17 protein-coding genes, 1 tRNA gene and 2 riboswitches are annotated in these 19282 nt (G+C 66.7%); of the genes, 6 read left to right on the top strand and 12 right to left on the bottom strand.

Translation table 11 applies throughout. The features are described from left to right. The first annotated feature begins 7 nt into the window (after positions 1 to 7). From AC5RT3_RS13490 to AC5RT3_RS13480, 3 genes are all read left to right on the top strand, one after another. Positions 8 to 80, top strand: a tRNA-Arg gene (locus tag AC5RT3_RS13490). Position 81: 1 nt separating this feature from the next. Next, entirely contained in the window at positions 82 to 573 is a 492-nt protein-coding gene (locus tag AC5RT3_RS13485) for a DUF6314 family protein (RefSeq protein WP_494124403.1), read from the top strand. Next, positions 570 to 998: an NUDIX hydrolase gene (locus AC5RT3_RS13480; protein ID WP_494052824.1), complete on the top strand. Its 429-nt coding sequence runs from the start codon at positions 570 to 572 to the stop codon at positions 996 to 998. Before AC5RT3_RS13485 ends, AC5RT3_RS13480 begins: the two co-directional genes overlap by 4 nt. Positions 999 to 1017: 19 nt before the next feature. On the opposite strand, the gene AC5RT3_RS13475 is transcribed toward AC5RT3_RS13480, so the two are convergent. Beyond that, positions 1018 to 2931 (bottom strand): ABC transporter ATP-binding protein, encoded by a 1914-nt coding sequence (locus tag AC5RT3_RS13475; protein ID WP_494124402.1) that lies wholly within the window; start codon positions 2929 to 2931, stop codon positions 1018 to 1020. 30 nt (positions 2932 to 2961) lie between these two features. Then, a complete protein-coding gene (gene abc-f / locus AC5RT3_RS13470) occupies positions 2962 to 4629 on the bottom strand; it encodes a ribosomal protection-like ABC-F family protein (protein WP_494124401.1) in 1668 nt (555 codons plus the stop codon). Positions 4630 to 4867: 238 nt separating this feature from the next. Between abc-f and AC5RT3_RS13465 the strand changes: the two genes are divergently transcribed. Together AC5RT3_RS13465 and AC5RT3_RS13460 are read left to right on the top strand one after the other, a co-directional pair. Continuing rightward, on the top strand, positions 4868 to 5605 hold the full coding sequence (locus AC5RT3_RS13465; RefSeq protein WP_494052821.1) for a hypothetical protein: 738 nt from the start codon (positions 4868 to 4870) through the stop codon (positions 5603 to 5605). Further along, the gene (locus AC5RT3_RS13460; RefSeq protein ID WP_494124400.1) at positions 5602 to 6339 is read left to right on the top strand and encodes a hypothetical protein; all 738 of its coding nucleotides are present in this window, start codon (positions 5602 to 5604) and stop codon (positions 6337 to 6339) included. Before AC5RT3_RS13465 ends, AC5RT3_RS13460 begins: the two co-directional genes overlap by 4 nt. Positions 6340 to 6598: 259 nt before the next feature. Here the strand turns inward: AC5RT3_RS13460 and AC5RT3_RS13455 are convergent, their stop codons facing one another. The 10 genes from AC5RT3_RS13455 to AC5RT3_RS13410 all read right to left on the bottom strand — a co-directional run bounded on the left by AC5RT3_RS13455 (position 6599) and on the right by AC5RT3_RS13410 (position 17815). Then, positions 6599 to 9631 (bottom strand): alpha-mannosidase, encoded by a 3033-nt coding sequence (locus AC5RT3_RS13455; RefSeq protein ID WP_494124399.1) that lies wholly within the window; start codon positions 9629 to 9631, stop codon positions 6599 to 6601. A 118-nt stretch (positions 9632 to 9749) separates the two neighbouring features. Continuing rightward, positions 9750 to 10628, bottom strand: coding sequence for a formate dehydrogenase accessory sulfurtransferase FdhD (fdhD, locus tag AC5RT3_RS13450; protein ID WP_494011698.1), 879 nt, complete (start codon positions 10626 to 10628; stop codon positions 9750 to 9752). Positions 10629 to 10741: 113 nt separating this feature from the next. Continuing rightward, the gene (locus AC5RT3_RS13445) at positions 10742 to 12118 is read right to left on the bottom strand and encodes a molybdopterin molybdotransferase MoeA (protein WP_494124398.1); all 1377 of its coding nucleotides are present in this window, start codon (positions 12116 to 12118) and stop codon (positions 10742 to 10744) included. Beyond that, entirely contained in the window at positions 12115 to 12408 is a 294-nt protein-coding gene (locus AC5RT3_RS13440; protein ID WP_165976987.1) for a DUF6457 domain-containing protein, read from the bottom strand. The genes AC5RT3_RS13445 and AC5RT3_RS13440 overlap by 4 nt, the downstream gene beginning before the upstream one ends. A gap of 15 nt (positions 12409 to 12423) precedes the next feature. Further along, on the bottom strand, positions 12424 to 13098 hold the full coding sequence (mobA, locus tag AC5RT3_RS13435; protein ID WP_494124397.1) for a molybdenum cofactor guanylyltransferase: 675 nt from the start codon (positions 13096 to 13098) through the stop codon (positions 12424 to 12426). Positions 13099 to 13150: 52 nt separating this feature from the next. Next, entirely contained in the window at positions 13151 to 13651 is a 501-nt protein-coding gene (locus AC5RT3_RS13430; protein ID WP_494052816.1) for an HNH endonuclease, read from the bottom strand. A gap of 290 nt (positions 13652 to 13941) precedes the next feature. Continuing rightward, positions 13942 to 14715: an NlpC/P60 family protein gene (locus AC5RT3_RS13425; RefSeq protein ID WP_494052815.1), complete on the bottom strand. Its 774-nt coding sequence runs from the start codon at positions 14713 to 14715 to the stop codon at positions 13942 to 13944. Between the two features lie 160 nt (positions 14716 to 14875). Next, positions 14876 to 15559, bottom strand: coding sequence for a C40 family peptidase (locus tag AC5RT3_RS13420; RefSeq protein WP_494124396.1), 684 nt, complete (start codon positions 15557 to 15559; stop codon positions 14876 to 14878). A gap of 70 nt (positions 15560 to 15629) precedes the next feature. Continuing rightward, a riboswitch (cyclic di-AMP (ydaO/yuaA leader) is annotated at positions 15630 to 15808 on the bottom strand. A 128-nt stretch (positions 15809 to 15936) separates the two neighbouring features. Then, positions 15937 to 16758 (bottom strand): M23 family metallopeptidase, encoded by an 822-nt coding sequence (locus AC5RT3_RS13415; RefSeq protein WP_494052908.1) that lies wholly within the window; start codon positions 16756 to 16758, stop codon positions 15937 to 15939. 10 nt (positions 16759 to 16768) lie between these two features. Further along, a riboswitch (cyclic di-AMP (ydaO/yuaA leader) is annotated at positions 16769 to 16988 on the bottom strand. Between the two features lie 131 nt (positions 16989 to 17119). Continuing rightward, positions 17120 to 17815 (bottom strand): iron-dependent transcriptional repressor DtxR, encoded by a 696-nt coding sequence (locus AC5RT3_RS13410; protein WP_494052813.1) that lies wholly within the window; start codon positions 17813 to 17815, stop codon positions 17120 to 17122. A gap of 282 nt (positions 17816 to 18097) precedes the next feature. On the opposite strand from AC5RT3_RS13410, the gene serC reads away from it, so the two are divergent. After that, positions 18098 to 19228, top strand: a complete 1131-nt coding sequence (gene serC / locus AC5RT3_RS13405; protein ID WP_494052812.1) for a phosphoserine transaminase — start codon at positions 18098 to 18100, stop codon at positions 19226 to 19228. Positions 19229 to 19282: the final 54 nt, after the last annotated feature.

Here is a 19282-nt window from a genome sequence, read left to right as displayed (position 1 = left end):
GATGCCAGCCCTCGTAGCTCAGTGGATAGAGCACGGCTCTCCTAAAGCCGGTGTCGTTGGTTCGAATCCAATCGAGGGCACTTGAACCCTGATCCCCGGGAGTTGAACCTCCGCGCCTACCTGCTCGGCACCGGCGGGCGCAGCCCCGCCGGCAGCACGGTGGCGGGCGGCCTGTGGACGGTTGAACGTGAATTGCTGGACCGGGCCAGCGGCACCCGCGGAACCTTCACCGGCGTCGTACGTTTCGTCCCGGACGACGACGGCGGCCTGGCCTTCCGCGAAGAAGGCACCGTGCGCTGGCCTTCCTTCACCGGGCCCGCCTTCCGGGAGTACCTGCTGCGGCCCGCCGGGCAGCCCGACGCCCTGGACGTGTTCTTTCCCGACGGACGGCCCTTCCACCGGATGAGCTTCACCCCGCACGACAACCTGGACAACCACTGGTGCGATCCCGATACCTACCGCGTGGCCTACACCTTTGAAGGCCCTGGCCGCTTCAGCTACAGCTGGGACGTGTCCGGCCCCCGCAAGGACCTGCTGCTGACATCGCACCTGGTCCGGGGCGTTGCCGCATGAAGGCCCGGATTGTGGTGTCCGCCGTCTGCGTGTTCGATCCCTCCGGCCGGCTCCTGACCGTCCGCAAGCGGGGCACGGGCATGTTCATGCATCCCGGCGGCAAGCCGGAGGCCGGCGAATCAGCTGTCCAGGCGGCAGCCCGTGAGCTTGCGGAAGAGGTGGGCATCGTGATCGATCCGCAGGACCTGGAGCTGATGGGCGTCTGGATCGCGGACGCGGCGAACGAGGCCGCCACGGATATCGAAGCCACCGTGTTCCGCGCGCCCGGCACCTGGCATGCCCACCCGTCCGCAGAAATCGCCGAGATCCGCTGGCTGGACCTGGCTGCCCTCCACAGCGGGGAGGCCCTGCCTCCAGACCTGGCACCGCTGCTGACGGACCATATCCTTCCGGAACTGGCCGCGGCGCGGGACGCAGGCGCGTAGCCGGCGCCACGGCGGAAGGCTACAGCTCGGGAACCGCCTCCTGCGCCACGGCGGCGGCCTCCGCGAACTGGGTGCGGTACAGCTCCGCGTAGCGGCCGTCCGCGGCGAGCAGCTCGGTGTGGGTGCCCCGCTCCACGATCCGACCGTCCTCCACCACCAGGATGGCGTCGGCGGCGCGGATGGTGGACAGCCGGTGGGCGATCACGACGGCGGTGCGCCCCTCGAGTGCAGCGCCCAGGGCTGCCTGCACGGCTGCCTCGTTGGTGGAGTCCAGGGCCGCGGTGGCTTCGTCCAGGATGACCACCCGGGGCTGGGCGATCAGCAGCCGGGCAATGGTGAGGCGTTGGCGCTCACCGCCCGAGAGCCGGTAGCCGCGCTCCCCCACCACGGTCTCCAGCCCGTCCGGCAGGGACCGGATCATCGTTTCCAGCCGCGCCTGCCGGATGACGTCCCACATGTCCTTCTCGGTGGCGTCGGGCCGGGCCAGGCGAAGGTTGGAGGCGATGGTCTCGTGGAAGAGGTGGCCGTCCTGGGTGACCATGCCCAGCGTGTCCCGGAGTGAGTCGAAGGTGGCATCCCGCAGGTCCAGGCCGGAGCCCGGCACGCTGCCGCCCAGCCGGATGGCGCCGGAATCGACGTCGTACAGCCGGGCCAGCAGCTGGGCAATGGTGGACTTGCCGGCGCCGGAGGACCCGACCAGCGCCACCGTCTGCCCGGGTTCCACCCGGAAGCTGATTCCGTGCAGCACTTCCTCGCCGCCACGGGTGTCCAGGGTGGACACTTCCTCCAGCGAGGCCAGTGAGACCTTGTCCGCGGACGGGTAGGCGAAGCGGACGTCGTCGAACTCTACGGACACCGGGCCCGGCGGAACCGGAACGGCGCCGGGCTTCTGCTGGATCAGCGGCTGGAGGTCCAGGATCTCAAAAACGCGTTCAAAGCTGACCAGGGCGCTCATGATCTCCACCCTTGCGTTGGACAGCGCCGTCAGCGGAGCGTACAGCCGGGTGAGCAGCAGAGCCAGGACCACCACGTCGCCCGCGGCCAGCTGGCCGGTAATGGCAAACCAGCCGCCCAGTCCGTAGACCAGCGCCAGGGCAAGGGCGGATACCAGGGTCAGTGCCGTCACGAAGGTGAACTGCAGCATGGCTGTCCGGATGCCGATGTCGCGGACCCGGCCGGCGCGGACGGCGAACTCCCGGGATTCGTCCGCGGGCCGGCCGAACAGCTTGACCAGCGTGGCGCCCGGGGCGGAGAAGCGTTCGGTCATCTGGGTGCCCATGGCCGCATTGTGTTCGGCCGCCTCGCGGCGCAGGTCTGCCAGCTTGGATCCCATCCGCCGGGCGGGGACCAGGAACACGGGCAGCAGGAGCATGGCCAGGACCGTCACCTGCCACGAGGTCCCCAGCATGACCGCCAGGGTCAGGACCAGGGCCACCACGTTGCTGACCACGCCGGACAGGGTCCCGGCGAATGCCGACTGTGCTCCGATGACGTCATTGTTCAGGCGGCTGACAAGGGCGCCGGTCCGGGTGCGGGTGAAGAAGGCGATCGGCATTTTTTGCACATGGTCAAAGACGCGTGTGCGCAGGTCGAGGATCACGCCTTCGCCGATGGTGGAGGACAGCCAGCGGTTGACCAGGCCCAGGCCCGCTTCGGCAACGGCGACGACGGCGATCAGCAGGGCCAGCCGGATGACCTCGCCCTCGCTGGCGCGCGCCACGATGGCGTCCACCACTTGGCCGGCCAGGACCGGGGTGGCCACGGCAAGGAAGGCCGTCGCAACGGACATGGCGATGAAGGCCAGCAGTTTGCCGCGGTGCGGCCGGGCAAAAGCCAGGACCCGCTTGAGGGTTTCCTTGGAGAACGGCTTGGATCCGCTCTTGGCCCTGACGAGGTTGTAAAGGGAACCCCGGGCAACCTGTTCCATGCTCATCGATACTGCTCCGCGGTCAAAAGTTGTTCCCTAACTGTCGGTCCTCATGCTGCTTGAGATGTGCTGCTCGGTGACCGTGCCGTTGTCCAGTTCCCAACGTACATCCAGCCGCACGTTCTCGAGCAGCCTGCGGTCGTGGGTCACCAGCAGGAGGGCGCCGTCGTAGCTGTCCAGGGCCTCTTCGAGCTGCTCGATGGCCGGCAGGTCGAGGTGGTTGGTGGGTTCATCCAGGACCAGCAGGTTCACGCCGCGCGCCTGGAGCAGGGCCAGCGCGGCCCGGGTGCGTTCCCCGGGCGAGAGGGAATCAACGGGCCGCCCGGTGTGGTCGGCCTTCAGGCCGAACTTGGCCAGCAGGGTGCGGACCTCCGCCGGGGTCATGTCGCCAAGGACTTCCCCGACGGCGTCAGCGAGGGCCAGGTGCCCCTGCAGCAGCCCGCGTGCCTGGTCAATCTCGCCAATGGCAACGGAGGCGCCCATGGACGCGCTGCCTGCGTCGGGCTCAACGGCGCCGAGGAGGAGGCGGAGCAGCGTGGACTTGCCTGCACCGTTGGGACCGGTGATGCCGATCCGCTCCCCCGCGTTCAGCTGCAGGTTGACCGGTCCCAAGGTAAACCCGCCCAGGCGGACCTCGGCCTCGCGGAGGGTGGCCACCACCGAACTTGACCGCGGGGCCTGGCCGATGGAGAACTGCAGCTGCCATTCCTTCCGCGGTTCCTCCACCGCATCCAGCCGCGCGATCCGGGATTCCATCTGCCGGACCTTCTGCGCCTGCTTTTCCGAGGACTCCGTGCTGGCCGCGCGGCGGATCTTGTCGTTGTCCGGGCTCTTCCGCATGGCGTTGCGGACGCCCTGGGAGCTCCACTCCCGCTGCGTCCGGGCACGGGACACCAGGTCCGCCTTCGTGGCGGCGAACTCCTCGTACTTCTCGCGGGCGTGGCGGCGCGCGACTGCACGTTCCTCCAGGTAGGCGTCATACCCGCCGTCGTACACCGAGACGGCGTTCTGTGCCTGGTCCAGCTCCACCACGGTGGTGACGCAGCGGGCCAGGAACTCGCGGTCGTGGCTGACCAGGACCACGCCGCCGCGCAGCCCCTTCACGAAGTCCTCCAGCCGGGCGAGCCCGGCCAGGTCCAGGTCGTTGGTGGGCTCGTCCAGGAGCACCACGTCGAACCGGCTCAGCAGCAGGGCAGCCAGCGCAACCCGGGCGGCCTGGCCGCCGGAAAGGCCGGTCATGGGGGCGTCTGCGCCCGCTTCCAGGCCAAGATCGGCAAGGACGGCAGGGATGCGGTCGTCTAGGTCGGCGGCGCCGGAGGCCATCCACCGGTCGAAAGCCCGGGCGTACGCATCGTCGGCGCCCGGCGCGCCGCTGCCTAATGCCTCTGCCGTGGATTCCATTTCAGCGGTGGCCTGTGCGCAGCCCGTACGGCGGGCGATGTAGCCGGCCACGGTCTCTCCCGGCACCCGCTCGTGCTCCTGGGGAAGCCAGCCCACAAACGCGTCCGCCGGAGCCAGGCTTACGGCCCCGGCCTGCGGCTGGTCCGCGCCGGCGAGGATCCGCAGCAGTGTTGTCTTGCCTGCCCCGTTGGCTCCAACCACTCCCACAACATCGCCGGGCGCGACGGTCAGGGAAAGTCCTGCGAAGAGCTGGCGGTGGTCATGCCCGCCCGCGATGTTCTTGGCAACGAGGGTTGCAGTCATTGGTCCATCCTTTCACCGGTACAGCCCGGTTTTCTGCCGGACCAGGGCCGGCGCCGCCGTGCGGAATACCGGGGATCCCGGACGCAGGGCATGAAAGAACCCGCTGGTCCGGACTTGGGGGGTGTACGGACCAACGGGCTCGACCATCAAGCATAGTCGAAACAGCATCGGCGGTAAAATCGGCCGAATTGGCGGCACGCTAAAATTGATTCACCGTCCGTTCTGCAGAGAGCACCCCATGACCCTTCCTGCCAAGGCGTTCCAGCGCTGGCTGCAAGGCATCGCCCCCGATGCCAGCACCGCAGACGTCTGCAGGGTCTCCGGGATCAAAAGGACAACGCTCGCCCAGCAGCTGGTCAGGGGCAAGGTCTCCGTGACCACCGTGGTCAGCATCGCCCGGGCCTTCAACGTCAATCCCGTGGCCGCATTGGCGTATTTCGAAGACTTCCGTGAACTGGCCGGCCCGCTCCCGCCGCCCACGCGCTGTGAGCTGATCAGCCAGATCTCCACCCCGGACCTGCTGCAGGCGGCGCTGGCGCGCCCCGCTATGGATCCCTCCGGAAACCCAAGACCGCAGCCGCCGGCCCTTAGCCCCGCCCCGCACCCCACCTCGGTGAAGAACTGGGTTGACGCCATAGACGACGGCGAGGTGCGGCACCGCGTCTCGGCTGCCACCGGGGTGGCACCCCAGAACTACTCCGCCCAGCTGACTGCCAACCGGCTCTCCCCGGAACTTGCCCTTGCAACGTCGCGGGCGGCCGGAGTGGGACCCACAGGGGGCCTGGTGGCCACAGGGCTGGTCACGGAGGAAGAGGCAGGCTGGCCGCCGGGTGCGCGCCAGGCGGCCCTGGACAGCATGTCCGACGGCGACCTGGCCACCCTTGCCGGTGACAGGCTCCAGGCGCTGGGCAAGGTATTGCGGCGCCAGGAGCAGGACCAAGCACAGACAGAAAAGATCTGGGAGAACCTGGGATGATTGAAATCCTGCAATGGACCACGCTGGCAGTCTGCGGCCTTACCGCCATAGCGCGGATACCCAGCCTGCTGCGGGGTGAGAACCGGTCGCCCTTCTACATCTTCGCCCTGATGACCCTTGCCATCCTGCTGAGCATCGAGGCGCCCTATGTGCTTATCGACCAGGCACTGGGCGGGATCAATCTGGCCAACCTCCTGCTGCGGTTCGTCATCTTCGCCACCATCTTCCTCCTGGGCATCCGCGTCACCAAGGGATTTGGTGCCGAGGGCGCTTACCGGCTGGTCACCGGAAGGGCCGGCATGATGGTGCTGCTGGTCATTTCCGTGGTGATGGTGGCCGTGTTCTTCCTCATGGATACCGCCGGATCGTCGGCAGGGCTCATGGGCCCGGCCCGGCGGGACGCCCGCAACGCTGTCCTGGTGGAGTACTACGGGGCGGCGGGCCGGGCCTACCCGTCCTATGTTTCGCTGGTGCTGTTGCCTGCCATGGTCCGTGCCGTGCGCAGCCGCCTGCCCATCCTCATACGAATAGCGGCCGGGCTCCTGGCACTGGGCGGAGTTGCCATCGCCCTGTCACTGCTGTTCCCGTTCATCCCCCGCTCCTGGGACGCCATAGAGTTCGTCGTGAACTACACGGCGGTGCTGTGCTTCGTGATCGGGCTCGCCCTGATCTGGGCCGCAAGGGTGAAAAGCGGAAAGAGCATCGGCAGGCAAAGGACATCTACCGAAAAGTAACAAGGCAGCTTTCACAAATTCATTAGAATGTGAAACAATCATGAATGTGTGAAGGTGGGACCGAGCGGCGTTTACGAACGGGGATAAATTCTTGAACGCCTCCTGTCCCGGGGGCCTTTGCACGCATTGGGGGGATGAGTGGTGGCGGCCGTTGGGGACCGCCCCCACTCAGCCTATTTAAGGCCTGTTTCCCGCGAAGTTTTTGGGCAGATACGGCGCCCTCCGAGGCCCTGAAGTCGCCATATCTGCCCAAAAACTCTTACCCGCGGGCGAACCTCAGCGTGACCAGCTGGAACGGGCGGAGCCGCAGGGCAGCAACGCCGGCCCCGGCTTCCACTCCCGGCGCCTGGACATCGCGCTCCAGCAGGTCCACGGCGCGGACAGCCGCTGCCGCGAAATTGGCAGTGACGCGCCCGGCGGAGCGCTGCCCCAACGATTCGTACAGCCTGACGACCACATCGCCGGAGCCATCCTCGGCAAGCTTGACGGCTTCGATCACCAGGGCCGGGTTGGTTACAGCGAACAACGGCTCAACCGGCGCGGCCCCATGGACTATCCGGGGTGCGAGGTTGGTGCGGTAGCCCTCCTGGACAGCCTCGGCAATGCCGGCGCCGGGCCGGATGGTGACGGTCAGGTCGTGAAGCCCGCGGTCCGACTCCGGGTCCGGGAACTTGGGCGCCCGCAGCAGGGACAGGCGCACGGTGGTGGTGGTGCCGCCGTCGGACTCCCGGATGTTCCGGGCCACGTCATGTCCGTAGGTGGACGCGTTGGAGACCGCCACCCCGTAGCCGGGTTCGGCAACGTGGATCCACCGGTGCGCGCAGATCTCGAATTTCGCTGCTTCCCAGGAAGTGTTGGTGTGGGTGGGCCGGAAAACGTGCCCGAACTGCGTCTCGGCGGCGGAGCGGTCTGCCCGGACGTCCAGGGCGAACCCCAGCTTCAGCAGCTTCTCCCGTTCCTGCCAGTCCACGGCGGTGGTGATGGACAGCGAGGGGCTGCCCGGCTCGAGCGCTATCCGCTGGGTGATCGCAGAGGCTCCGGCCAGCCGTTCCACCACCACGATGGCGGTTCCGCCCTGCCTTTCCAGCCGGACCGATTCCGCGCTGGTCAGTGCAGTGACGTTGCGCCGGTAGAACTCGTCGATGTCCCAGGCATCCCACTCATTGGGGGTATCCCGGTGCAGCTCCAGCAGGTTGCCGTACTGGTCCGGGGCAATGGCTTCCCGGCCGCTGGCATAATCCCGCAGGGACGTCAGGAGGCCATTTCCGTCCAGCACCGCGCGGATAACCCCGTTGTCCAGGACGTATGCGCCCGCTTCGGCCGTTGCGCTGACGGCTTCGGAATGAATGCCCGGCTCTGCCGCCGCCAGGGCGGGCACGCCGTCCCTGGCATGCGGTGCGGCATTGAGGAGGAACTTCCGTTCCCCCGCACCCAGCACCGCGGAAGCGGCCTGGCCGATCAGTGCTTCCAGCCCGGCTTCGATCGCCTGGTAGTTGCGCTCCGCATCCTGGTGGACCCAGGCGATGGAGCTGCCGGGAAGGATGTCGTGGAACTGCTGCAGGAGCACCAGCCGCCACAGGCGCTTGAGCTCGGCTGCCGGGTAGGCATAGGCGCCGTCCGTCCGGACCGCTGCCGTGGCGCACCACAGTTCGGCCTCCCGCAACAGGTGCTCGCTGCGCCGGTTGCCCTTCTTGGTCCGGGCCTGGCTGGTGTACGTTCCGCGGTGCAGCTCAAGGTACATCTCACCCACCCAGACGGGCAGCGAGGTGTAGTCCTGTTCGGCCTGCCGGAAGAAACTCTCCGCAGACCCGATCCGCACCTTCGGCGAGCCCTCGAGGTCCGCGGTGCGGGCCGCCGCAGCAAGCATCTCCCGGGTAGGTCCGCCGCCGCCGTCGCCAAAGCCGAACGGCACCAGTGACACTGTTCCCCTGCCGTGGTCCCGGTAGTTCCGTTCGGCGTGGGCCAGCTCCCGCCCGCTGAGTTCGGAGTTGTAGGTGTCCACCGGCGGGAAGTGCGTGAAAAGCCGGGTGCCGTCGATGCCCTCCCAGTTGAAGGTGTGGTGCGGCATCCGGTTGGTCTGGTTCCAGGAGATCTTCTGGGTAAGGAACCAGCGGCTGCCCGCGGACTTTACAATCTGCGGAAGGGCTGCAGAGTACCCGAACGAATCCGGCAGCCACGCTTCCCGGCATTCGATGCCGAACTCCGACAGGAAGAAGCTCTTGCCCTCCAAGAACTGGCGGGCCATTGCCTCGCCGCCGGGCATGTTGGTGTCCGATTCCACCCACATGCCGCCCACGGGCACGAACTGGCCGGAACGGACCTTTTCGCGGATCCTGCTGAAGAGTTCCGGGTAGAACTCCTTGATCCACGCCAGCTGCTGTGCGGATGAGCAGGAGAAGACGAAGTCCGGGTTGTCGTCCATCAGGGACACAACATTGGAAAAGGTCCGCGCGCATTTGCGCATGGTTTCCCTGACCGGCCACAGCCAGGCGGAATCGATGTGGGCATGGCCGGTGGCAACCAGTTGGTGGGCGGATGCGTAGGCGGGCCTGGCCAGGACGCCGGCGAGGGCTTCGCGGCCGGCCGCCGCCGTTCCGGCAACATTATCCGGGTCCATGACGTCCATCATGCGTTCAAGGGCGCGGAGGATTTCGTGCCGGCGGGGAAGCTCCAGCGGCAGTTGCTCCATCAGTCCCGCGAGGGTCCAGACGTCCTGCTGGAGCTCCCACACAGTCTGGTTGAGTTCAGCGATCGCAATGGTCCCCAGCCGGTATTGCGGCGCCGTTCCGGCAGTGGACTTGTCCCCATAGGGTGTTGCGGCAAAGGTCCAGCCCTGGGCAACGTCAGGATTGGCGGCGGCTTCCACATAGAAGTCCACTGCCATGCCGCCACCCAGCAGCTTCAACGGGATGTACTGGTTGCGCGGGGAGACGGCCTTGATGATGGTTCCGTCCGGCCGCCAGGCAATGCCCTCGCACTGGAAACCCGGCGTCTCGATGGTGAAGCCCAGGTCCACCACCACTTCCACCGTGGTGTCCGGCTCGGTGCCCCATGACTCAGGGACCTCACCCTGGAGTCGAAGCCACTTGGTGCCCCACGGTTTGCCCCAGGCAGCACCATGCTCCTGCGGGAGGAATTCCTGCCGCATGGCCTCCAGCGCAGGGACCGGCTCATCCGGCACATCCCAGCTGCTCAAGGCAAGGGGAAGGCTCCGGCCGTAGACGGAAGGGGTGATGCGCTCACGCACGAACCTCTCGAGGCGGACTTCCGTTATCCGGCGGTCGTCATGCAATGTGTGCCTTCTTTAGAGTTTGGAAGTGGACCATGGTGTCCATTCGATGGACAAATCTACCCGCTAGTAGCCTCTTATCCAACCCCTCCAGAATGATCCGTGGCCATCTGCAGCCGCCTCAGGACGCCGGCACTTCCGCCGCCGGCCTGAGCACCCGGGCATCGCCGGCGTATACGTTGAGGCTGGTTCCCCGGCTGAAGCCCGCCAGCGTCAGGCCGCTCGCCTCCGCAAGTTCCACCGCCAGGCTGGATGGCGCGCTGACCGCGGAGAGTACAGGGATTCCCGCCAGGGCAGCTTTCTGCACCAGTTCAAAGGATGCCCGGCCGGAGACCTGCAGCACTGTGCCGCGCAGTGGAAGGAGGCCTTCGCGCAGGGCCCAGCCCACCACCTTGTCCACGGCGTTGTGCCGCCCCACGTCCTCACGGAGGCACAGAAGCTGGACCCCGCCGTCGTCCGCAATCCTGAACAGCCCGGCCGCGTGCACTCCCCCGGTTTCCTCAAAGACGCGCTGGGATTCCCGCAGCAGCGCCGGCAGCGACGCAAGCACGTGGGCGTCCACGGTGACGGGATCGTCCTGGGGGCTGTAGTGCGAGGATTTCCGGACCGAGTCGATGGAGTCAGTACCGCAGATACCGCAGGAACTGGAGGTGTAGACGTTGCGTCCCGTGTCCGGGAGGGGAACGTCGGGCCGCAGCTGGGCTTCCACCACGTTGAAGGTCTGCATGCCGTTTTCGTCCTCGCCGGCGCAGAACCGGAGGGACACCAGCTGGTCGGCACTCCAGATGACGCCCTCGGACACCAGGAATCCCGCCACCAGGTCAAAGTCGTCGCCGGGAGTACGCATGGTGACGGAGAAGGACATCCGTCCCAGCCGGATTTCCAGCGGTTCCTCCACCGCCAGGACGTCTTCCCGGTGCCGGACCGGAAACTCGAGGGCCTTTGGCGAGCCGTCCAGCAGATACTTGTGCACCTTGCGGCGCTGGGTTACGCGTCCCATGCTTCCTGCCTGTTCATAACTCAATCATTGCAACCGCAGTGCCCCCGCTCAACTGGAGGGCAGTGTTGCCCTTAACGTCCTGCGGGAACTCTTTCGGTCGGGGGGAATACTGCCTAGCCAAGCAGGGCGCTCCAGTCCACCGGGCCGGTAGGAGCCGGCTTACCCGCGGCCCGGCCAGCCCGGCTGCTCTTCGGCTTCGCTTTGGCGGGGGTGTCCGCCGGCTCGGGAATGGGCGGACCCCACGGCAGCGCAAAAGCCGGTACGGGCTCCCCCAACTGCACCCCATGCGGCGGCACCACCATGACGCCGTCAGCGGAAGCCAGTCCCCGCATCATCCCCGGACCCGTGTGCTGGGCCGGCGACGCCATGCCGTACAGGAGGCGGAAGGGCATCAGCCGCGTCCGCCCGGGGTCGGGTTCGATCACTGTGCCGGACGGAACCTGCTGCACGGCCGGCATGGCTCCGTGGCCCAGCGCAGCGAGCAACGGAGCACCTACGGTGCACAGCGCCATCATCGCGGCCAGCGGATTGCCCGGCAGCCCCAGCACGAACCGGCCGTCCGGCAGCTCAGCCAGCACGGCGGGATGCCCGGGCCGCATGGCCACGCCATCCACCAGGAGCCGCCCGCCCAGTTCGGCCACCGCCCTGCGCAGGTGGTCAGTACCGGAGCGGCCGGTCCCGCCTGTGGTAATCACGACGTCGGCGGGCAGGTCCGGCACGCCCGGCACCTCCGGGACCACATCCTCCAGGGCGGCGAGCCATTCCTGGTAGGAGTCACCGATCTTTTGCTGGCCGCCGGCGATGCCGCCCAGCATCGTGACCACCGCAGGAAGCTGCGGGCCGAACGTGTCCCGCACCTTGCCCGGAACGGGAAGTCCCTGCGCCACCACCTCGGAGCCTGTCAGCAGGAGCCGCACCAGCGGTTTGCCCTGGACACGCAGCTCGTCATACCCAGCGAGGGCAGCGAGGGCCAGATGGGCCGGATTCAGCTCCACTCCGGCAGCGACCAGGAGGTCACCCTCCATGGCTTCCTCGCCCGCCTTCCGGATATGCTGCCCCATCCGGGGCTCGCCGGGGCGGGCATTGCCGCCCGTTGTCAGGATCGGCAGACCGTCGTCGTCTTTGCCCAGCACGGCATTCTCGCTGCGAAGGACGGCCTTGCCTCCGGGGGGTATCAGGCCGCCTGTCACGATCGGGCTGGCCTGGTGCGGCGCCAGCCTTGTCCCCGGTTCCGCCGGAATCCAGGGCCCTGTCCCGTTGACTACCCACCCGTCCATCGCGGAGGACGCATAGTGGGGCATGTCCTGCAGTGCCACAATGTCCTGGTCCAGCCTGCGTCCAAGGGCCAGGCCGAGCGCTACGGGCCCGGCAGGGATCGGCGTTGCGGCATCAAAAGCGGCCTGCCGGGCTTCTTCCCAGGTGTGGGCGAGATGGTGATGCGCGTCCTGCCCTTCGGCTTCGCCGGCTTCTGAGGGGGCCTCCTCCGTCATTCGCCGGGAGTCCCGGCAGCTTCAGCATCGTAGTCGGCGGCCAGGGAGCGGGCTACGGCGAGGGCCGAGTCCATGGAGGCGGCGTCTGTTGCCCGGCCTGCCCCTGAGGCGAGGCCGGCGGCGTAGCCTGCAATGAAAGTGGTCAGCGGGGCGGCCGGGCGCACCACGGAGTGGGCAGCCACTCCGGCGAGCGAGAGAATGGCATTGACATCCACCTGGACGTCTTCGAGTTCATAGGCCTGGAGCAGTGACCTGCACCATTCCTCCAGCGTCTCTTCCTGGCTTTTCATGAACTGCCTCCCAAGTTAACTGCGGCTGCGCCGGCCCTGGTCATCGTCCTGGTGGCCGGCGGAAATCCCTAGCGCGGCAGCATCGTCCCACGTATCCACATCAGCTGTTGAGGCGGCGGATACGGTGACAAGCTGCACGTCCAGACTAGCAAGGAGGGAGCGGACAGAGCCGTTGATTAAGGCTCCCCTGGCGGCGAGCTCGTGCACGGCTTTTTTTAGCCCGGCCGTGCGGTAAAAACCCGCCAGCGGCTGGGCTCTGCCTTGGGGAGTGCCATCGTCAGATGCGGCCATAACCACGTCGGGCCTGCCGGCACCGCCGCCAGCCAGTTCCGCTGCCAGCGCAGAGGAGAGCCGGGCCACGGCGTCCGACACCAACGGCATGTCGCAGGCCAGCACCAGCGTGTACTCCGCTTCGCTGCCAGCCCTTGACAGCACCTCCAGCCCGGCAGCAATGGCGGCGGCGGGGCCTGCAAACTCTGGCTGCTCCCGGCAGGACAAAACGCCCTCCGGCAGGCGCCCAGGATCGGGACCGACCACCACAGTCCGGCGGGCACCGGACGCCGCATCAAGGGATCGTTCCAGCAAGGTGGCACCGCGGAAAAGCAGGTGCTGTTTCGGTACTCCGCCCAGCCGGGAGGACCGGCCTCCGGCGAGGATCAGGGCATCGAAATGCGGCATTGGCTCTTGCACCGTTCCAGCCTAGCCAGCGGCAGGCAGGGACGCACAAACAGGGAAGGACCGGTCAGGCAGCGCGCTCGGGCAGCAGGAAGGGGTCCCACGCGGGGGTGGGCTTCTCCAGCTCCTTGATCTGCCAGATGGTGCCGCGCGGAGGCTCCGGAACGATGCGCAGTTTCCAGCCCATTTCCGCGGGCGTATGGTCACCCTTGGCGTTGTTGCAGCGGAGGCAGGCAGCCACGAGGTTTTCCCAGGAGTCGGCTCCGCCGCGTGATTTTGGGTGGACATGGTCGATCGTGTGCGCAGCCTTGCCGCAGTAGGCACACTTGTGCCCGTCCCGTCTCAGCACACCCCGCCGGCTGACGGCGGTGGCCTGGTTGTAGCGCGGGCGGATGTAGCGGTTGAGGAGGATCACCGAGGGACGGCCCAGTATTTCCTGTGGACCCACCACGGGGTCGTCCCCTTCGGCCACCACGCTCGCCTTGCCCGTGAGCACAAGCACCAGCGCCCGGCGGAAAGTGACAACCGCCAGCGGTTCATATCCAGCATTCAGAACGAGAGTGCGCATGCACGTACCTCTTCACGGCCGCACCCGTCAGGGGCACGAGGGCCGGCTGCCCTCGGCATGTCCGGGCTATGGATCGACACCACAAGAGTAAACACAGAAGCGCACTATCAGCTAATCGCCCTCGGGAAGGCATTTGATCCGTCCGCTGGCAGGCCGTCTCCTGGAGCCCTCCGCACGGACCGGCCGCAGGCCCCGCCTGCTTCCCTTAAAAGGGAAAGGACCCCTGCTTTGTGGGCAGGGGTCCTTCCTCCATCGCCGGCCGTCGGGGGCGCCGGCCGGGGACGCGGGGACTAGTTGACGCGGATGAAAACCGGGCCGGAGCCAACGTTGGCGCTGAAGACCACCGTCTGGTTGCCGTTGTAGCCGCCGTGGACCGCCTGGCCGTTGCCTGCGTAGACAGCAATGTGCGCCATGCCGGCGCCGCCGTCAGCGTAGTAGATCAGGTCGCCGGGCTGGGCTTCGGCAGCGCTCACCGTGCGGCCCAGTGACAGGTAGCCTGCAGGCCAGTCGTGGAAGTTGATGCCAACGGCCGCCAGGGAGTTGGTCACCAGCATGGTGCAGTCCTGCATGACACCCAGCTGGGCGTAGGCGGCGGACAGGATGGCTGCACCCTTGCCGCTGGCGGAAGCGGGCGCGGCAGGAGCAGACGCAGCAGAAACCTTGGCGGTGACCTTCGGAGCGGGAGCGGTCTGGGCAGCCGGGGCAGGGGCCGCCGGCGCGGCTTCCTCTACCTCAACCTCCGGCTCTTCCACGACCACGGGCGCCGGCGTGGTGGTCACGGCAGGCTTCTCGTAGGTGATGGCGATGGTGGAAGCAGCGGAGATGGGAGCTTCGATGGCCGATTCAACTTCCAGGGCGGACGCCGGAGCGGAGTCCCGCTGGATGTTGGCGTCGGCAGCGTTGGCGGCGACGCCGCTGGTCAGCACCAAGCCGGAGGCGGCAGCGATCACGGCGGCCTGGCGACCTACGCCGCCGGCGTTGTCGCCCACAGCCTTGGCAATGACGGCGATCGAGCTGGTTTTGGTGACCTCGGCACGGTGCCGTGCGGTAGCACGAGTAGTCATCAGTTCTCTCTTTCGATTACCTCGGGGCCTGTGGGCAACCCGAGAGTTTTGGACGCGCCGGCATCTTGGGGGTACGTCGGCGCGCCCCGAACGGGGATGGTGGTTTAGCGAAAAAGTGCGGGCAAAGAAATAGTTCCCGGGGCCGAAGCCCCAAGAACTATTAGCCTGCGAGGGTGAAGAAGGAGGAGGTGCCGGTAGCGGCGACGGAGTGCAGCAGAGTGCCCTGGGAGGGGTTGAGTGCGCTGATCATCATGCCGTTGCCGACGTAGATGCCGACGTGTGCGCCGCCGTTCTGCATCACTAGGTCACCCGGCTGGGGGGTGGAGGTGGGGGTCATGGCGGTCCATGCGTTCACGCGCGGGATGCTGATGCCGGCCTGGGCGTAAACCCACTGGGTGAAGCCCGAGCAATCCCAACCGGAGGTGGGGCTGGTGCCACCCCAGACGTAGGGGCTGCCAATGCCGGTGTAGGCGATGGCCGCGAGGCCGGTGGTGGCCGCAGAAGCGGCGGTCGCAACAACCTTTTCTGCCGCGGTTGACGCGGTTGACTGGGCGGAAGTGGCGGTTTCGTCCTCGTCGTCGGAGGTTGACTGCACGGTCACGCGTTCAACAACGGGGGCGGCGACGGTGGTGACCACCGGGCGCTCGAAGGAAACGGTGGCGGTAGGTGCTGCGGTGACTGCAAGTGCTGTCTGCGCGGAACCGGACTCGGTGGAAGCGGAGACACCGGCGGTGGTGTCCGCGGTGGCCGGCAGACCCATGGCAAGGACAAGGCCGGAAGCGGCTGCAACAACAGCTGCCTGGCGACCCACTGTCCCGGCGTTGGCACTAACAGCTTTGGACACGGCGTCCAAAGGGTTGGTACGGACCGGTTGCGCACGGTGGCGCGCAGAATTATGGCGTGAAGACACGAAGGTAGCCTCTCCCAATGCCTGCGAGGTGAGCTGTCGGATTCGGATGGGAGTCACCCGGCCGCGCCGCTTCAAGGAAGCTTTGCGACTTAACCCCAAGGCCTTCCGTGAAGAAGGCCAAAATTGGTTCCCCCGCCCCTGCCAGACGATGAAATGCGAACGGACCTTGAGCGGTGGCAGAGTTAGGCAATCCGCACAAGAGCGTCAACTTCGGAAAAGTTGACGCGAGTTAGACGGTACAGGAGTTTTGACCGAATGTCACATTCAGGTCACGGCTGGTCACGTCAATTCGAGAGTCAGCAACCATTTGACTAGAGCCAGCCCGTCGGATCCACTACTTCGCCGTTGACCTGCACCTCAAAGTGCAGGTGGCATCCGGTGGAGGCTCCGGTGGTTCCGCTCAGTGCCACAACCTCGCCGCGCGAGACCGTCTGGCCCTCAGTCACATTGAAGGACGACAGGTGGTTGTACGTGGTCTCCAGGCCGTTTCCGTGGTCGATCACCACACGGTTGCCGCCGCCGAACTGGTGCCAGCCTACAAACGTCACGGTGCCGGTGGCGGCCGCGAGAACTGAGGTCCCGCACTGGGCAACGTAGTCCTGCCCGCGGTGGAAGTCGCCGGAACCACCCGTGATGGGGCTGACGCGGTAACCGAAGGGCGAGGCTGTGGTCAGCGACGCCAGCGGGGCGCCCAGGCTTCCGGTGGATGCGGCGCGGGAAACAGCGCCGGCGGACTGGGCGCTCAGGAGCTGCTTGAGCTTGCCGTCCGGATCCGCCTGGGTCACTACGGCCGAGCGGCTGAAGTCGATCTCCGCTCCGGCTTCGGCGGAGATAGCGGGCTGCGGGGTCACAGCGGTGGCCGCAACAGGCGCAAGGCCCGCCCCGTCGGTGGCCATGACCGGGCTGGTGGCCGGAACAGTCACGGTGAGCACCAGACCGGTGGCAGCCAGTGCCATGCCGGCCTTCTGGCCGATGCCGCTCGCCGAGGCGAACTCGGTGATTTGCCGGAACGGACCCCGACGGCGCCGCGCATCACGGTGGAGATCGCGGGGGCGCTCCGTGTGGATGACTTCGGCGACGCGCGGTGCCGAAGCGGGGCCAGCGGCGCGGCGGCGCCCCCTGGAGGTCTGCATGGACAAGAAGGATTCCTCTCTGGAAAGCCTGCGAAGTTAGCTGTCGGATTCGGGTCAGAGAGTTCAAAGACCCGGCCCGCCGTAAGCAAGCTTCGGCACAGAGATATCCGCTGAGGGATTCCTTCACTGGAAGAGGCTTGCTGCTGACGGACTTCACCCCAAGGCAGTCCCCCGCTGCCGCTTGTGGTTCCCCCGCCTCTGCCAGTTAGTGACTCGTGCTCCCGATCCGCTGGCAGAGCTCGGCTCCGGATCAGGTAACGCTTTTGTATCAACGCTTGGTTCAACTATAGGGGCTTAAGGCCCTAGGTAACAATTCCGTTATCTTGGCGTTACCGGCGTCACACCGGGTGGTCCGGCCTTCCTAGCGAACGTGAACGAACACGTGCGCGGCAACCTCCGGCGGAAGTTCCAGAGCGCCTTCAATGCCGGGCACGCGGACCGAGATGTAGTCGCCCACACGTTCAAGGGTTACCGCCGCGCCTGGGCGGATGCCTCCCTCATCGAGCTGGGACAGCAGTTCCGGCTCCACCTGGATGGGCTCTGCCAACCGGCTGACCGTGACCTCCGACGCAGGCCCGTAGGACTTCATGGCTTCCAGGAGGCTCGTCACCGTATCGCTGGAGGCAAGTGCGGGCTGGCCACCAAGTGCGGCAAGGCCCGGAATCGGATTGCCGTACGGCGATTCGGTGGGATGGTCCAGCATCTCGTAGATGCGCCGCTCCACCCGCTCGCTCATCACGTGCTCCCAGCGGCAGGCTTCGTCGTGCACATAAGCCCAGTCCAGCCCGATCACGTCGGCCAGGAGCCGCTCGGCCAGGCGATGCTTGCGCATGACCTCGGTGGCGCGCTTGCGGCCGACTTCGGTGAGCTCCAGGTGCCGGTCGCCGGAGACCACCACCAGGCCGTCGCGCTCCATCCTGCCGATGGTCTGGGACACCGTGGGACCCGAGTGGCGCAGGCGTTCCGCGATACGGGCCCGCAGGGCAACGATGTTCTCTTCTTCCAGTTCCAGAATGGTCCGAAGGTACATCTCCGTAGTGTCGATCAGATCCGTCATCCAGCTCAGCTCCTCGAGCGCAGTACCTTGCGTTGTCCCACCGTATCGCTGTTCACCGCGACGTAGTCCGTTGGCTAGCTTAGCCTATTTTGACTTAGTCCGAATAGTTGGAAGCCGCCTGGCAACCCGTCTCAGTAGCTGGACTATGACGGTCCCGGTTCCCGCCGAATCAGCTGTTCAGGCAGAATGGGAAAGGCCTTCGATGCAGTCATTGCCGACTGCGCGCCAGCGACCATCCACCCGTTCGGACCTAAGCGCGTCCACGCCGAAATTGGAGCCCCCGTGAGCGAACCAAGCATCACTATTCCTGCCGATCTCCTCCCCAAGGACGGGCGGTTCGGCGCCGGACCTTCAAAAGTCCGCCAGGAGCAGATTGATGCGCTGTCCGCCGCATCGAAGAACGTCCTGGGCACCTCGCACCGGCAGGCTCCGGTCAAGAACCTCGTCGGTTCAGTGCGCGAGGGCCTCAGCCAGTTCTTCCGCGCCCCGGAAGGATATGAGGTTATCCTGGGCGTGGGCGGTTCCACGGCGTTCTGGGATGTTGCCAGCTTCGGCCTGGTGGAGCAGAAGGCCCAGCATTTGTCCTTCGGTGAGTTCGGTTCCAAGTTTGCGGCCGCCACCAACAAGGCACCGTTCCTGGACGCCTCCTCCATCATCAAGTCCGAGCCCGGCACCCGGCCGGTGGCGCAGGCAGAGGCCGGTGTGGACGTGTATGCCTGGCCGCAGAACGAGACCTCCACGGGCGTGTACGCACCGGTCAAGCGGGTGGCAGGCGCGGATGAGGATGCACTGGTGCTGGTGGATGCCACCTCCGCAGCCGGCGGCCTGGACGTCGATGTGGCTGAGAGCGACGTCTACTACTTTGCCCCGCAGAAGAACTTTGCCTCCGACGGCGGACTGTGGCTTGGCCTGTTCTCCCCTGCTGCGCTGGAACGCGCCGCACGGGTCAAGGCAAGCGGCCGCTGGATTCCCGATTTCCTGGACCTGCAGACCGCCATTGACAACTCACGCCTCAACCAGACGTACAACACCCCGTCCCTGTCCACCCTGGTGACATTGGACGCCCAGGTGCAGTGGCTGAACTCAAACGGCGGGCTGGACTTCGCCGCGGCCCGGACAGCCGACTCGGCAGGGCGCATCTACAGCTGGGCCGACGCCGCCGAGTTCGCCACCCCCTTTGTCGCCAACCCGGATGAGCGCTCGAACGTCATTGCCACCATTGACTTCGACGAATCAGTGGATGCCGCCGTCGTAGCCAAGGTCCTGCGCGCCAACGGCATCGTGGACACGGAGCCGTACCGGAAGCTGGGCCGCAACCAGCTCCGGATTGCCACGTTCGTTGCCATCGAGCCTGACGACGTCTCCGCACTGCTGGCCAGCATCGACTACGTGGTGGGCGAGCTCCGCAAGTAGCCTTTCCTTAAGTACGACGGCGCCGCCCGGGTTTCGCCCGGACGGCGCCGTTTG

The organism is Arthrobacter sp. Y3221159, from assembly GCF_059089885.1.
The sequence above is the reverse complement of the archived record's forward strand: the minus strand, read 5'-3'. Positions and strand labels throughout refer to the sequence as shown.

What these genes read in the sequence shown, in the direction of transcription:
- AC5RT3_RS13480 (WP_494052824.1), top strand. Translation starts at nt 570, where the DNA reads ATGAAGGCCCGGATTGTGGTGTCCGCCGTCTGCGTGTTCGATCCCTCC.
- AC5RT3_RS13415 (WP_494052908.1), bottom strand. Translation starts at nt 16,758, where the DNA reads ATGCAGACCTCCAGGGGGCGCCGCCGCGCCGCTGGCCCCGCTTCGGCA.
- AC5RT3_RS13425 (WP_494052815.1), bottom strand. Translation starts at nt 14,715, where the DNA reads ATGACTACTCGTGCTACCGCACGGCACCGTGCCGAGGTCACCAAAACC.
- AC5RT3_RS13460 (WP_494124400.1), top strand. Translation starts at nt 5,602, where the DNA reads ATGATTGAAATCCTGCAATGGACCACGCTGGCAGTCTGCGGCCTTACC.
- AC5RT3_RS13465 (WP_494052821.1), top strand. Translation starts at nt 4,868, where the DNA reads ATGACCCTTCCTGCCAAGGCGTTCCAGCGCTGGCTGCAAGGCATCGCC.
- AC5RT3_RS13430 (WP_494052816.1), bottom strand. Translation starts at nt 13,651, where the DNA reads ATGCGCACTCTCGTTCTGAATGCTGGATATGAACCGCTGGCGGTTGTC.
- AC5RT3_RS13475 (WP_494124402.1), bottom strand. Translation starts at nt 2,931, where the DNA reads ATGAGCATGGAACAGGTTGCCCGGGGTTCCCTTTACAACCTCGTCAGG.
- AC5RT3_RS13440 (WP_165976987.1), bottom strand. Translation starts at nt 12,408, where the DNA reads ATGAAAAGCCAGGAAGAGACGCTGGAGGAATGGTGCAGGTCACTGCTC.
- AC5RT3_RS13410 (WP_494052813.1), bottom strand. Translation starts at nt 17,815, where the DNA reads ATGACGGATCTGATCGACACTACGGAGATGTACCTTCGGACCATTCTG.
- AC5RT3_RS13445 (WP_494124398.1), bottom strand. Translation starts at nt 12,118, where the DNA reads ATGACGGAGGAGGCCCCCTCAGAAGCCGGCGAAGCCGAAGGGCAGGAC.
- abc-f (WP_494124401.1), bottom strand. Translation starts at nt 4,629, where the DNA reads ATGACTGCAACCCTCGTTGCCAAGAACATCGCGGGCGGGCATGACCAC.
- fdhD (WP_494011698.1), bottom strand. Translation starts at nt 10,628, where the DNA reads ATGGGACGCGTAACCCAGCGCCGCAAGGTGCACAAGTATCTGCTGGAC.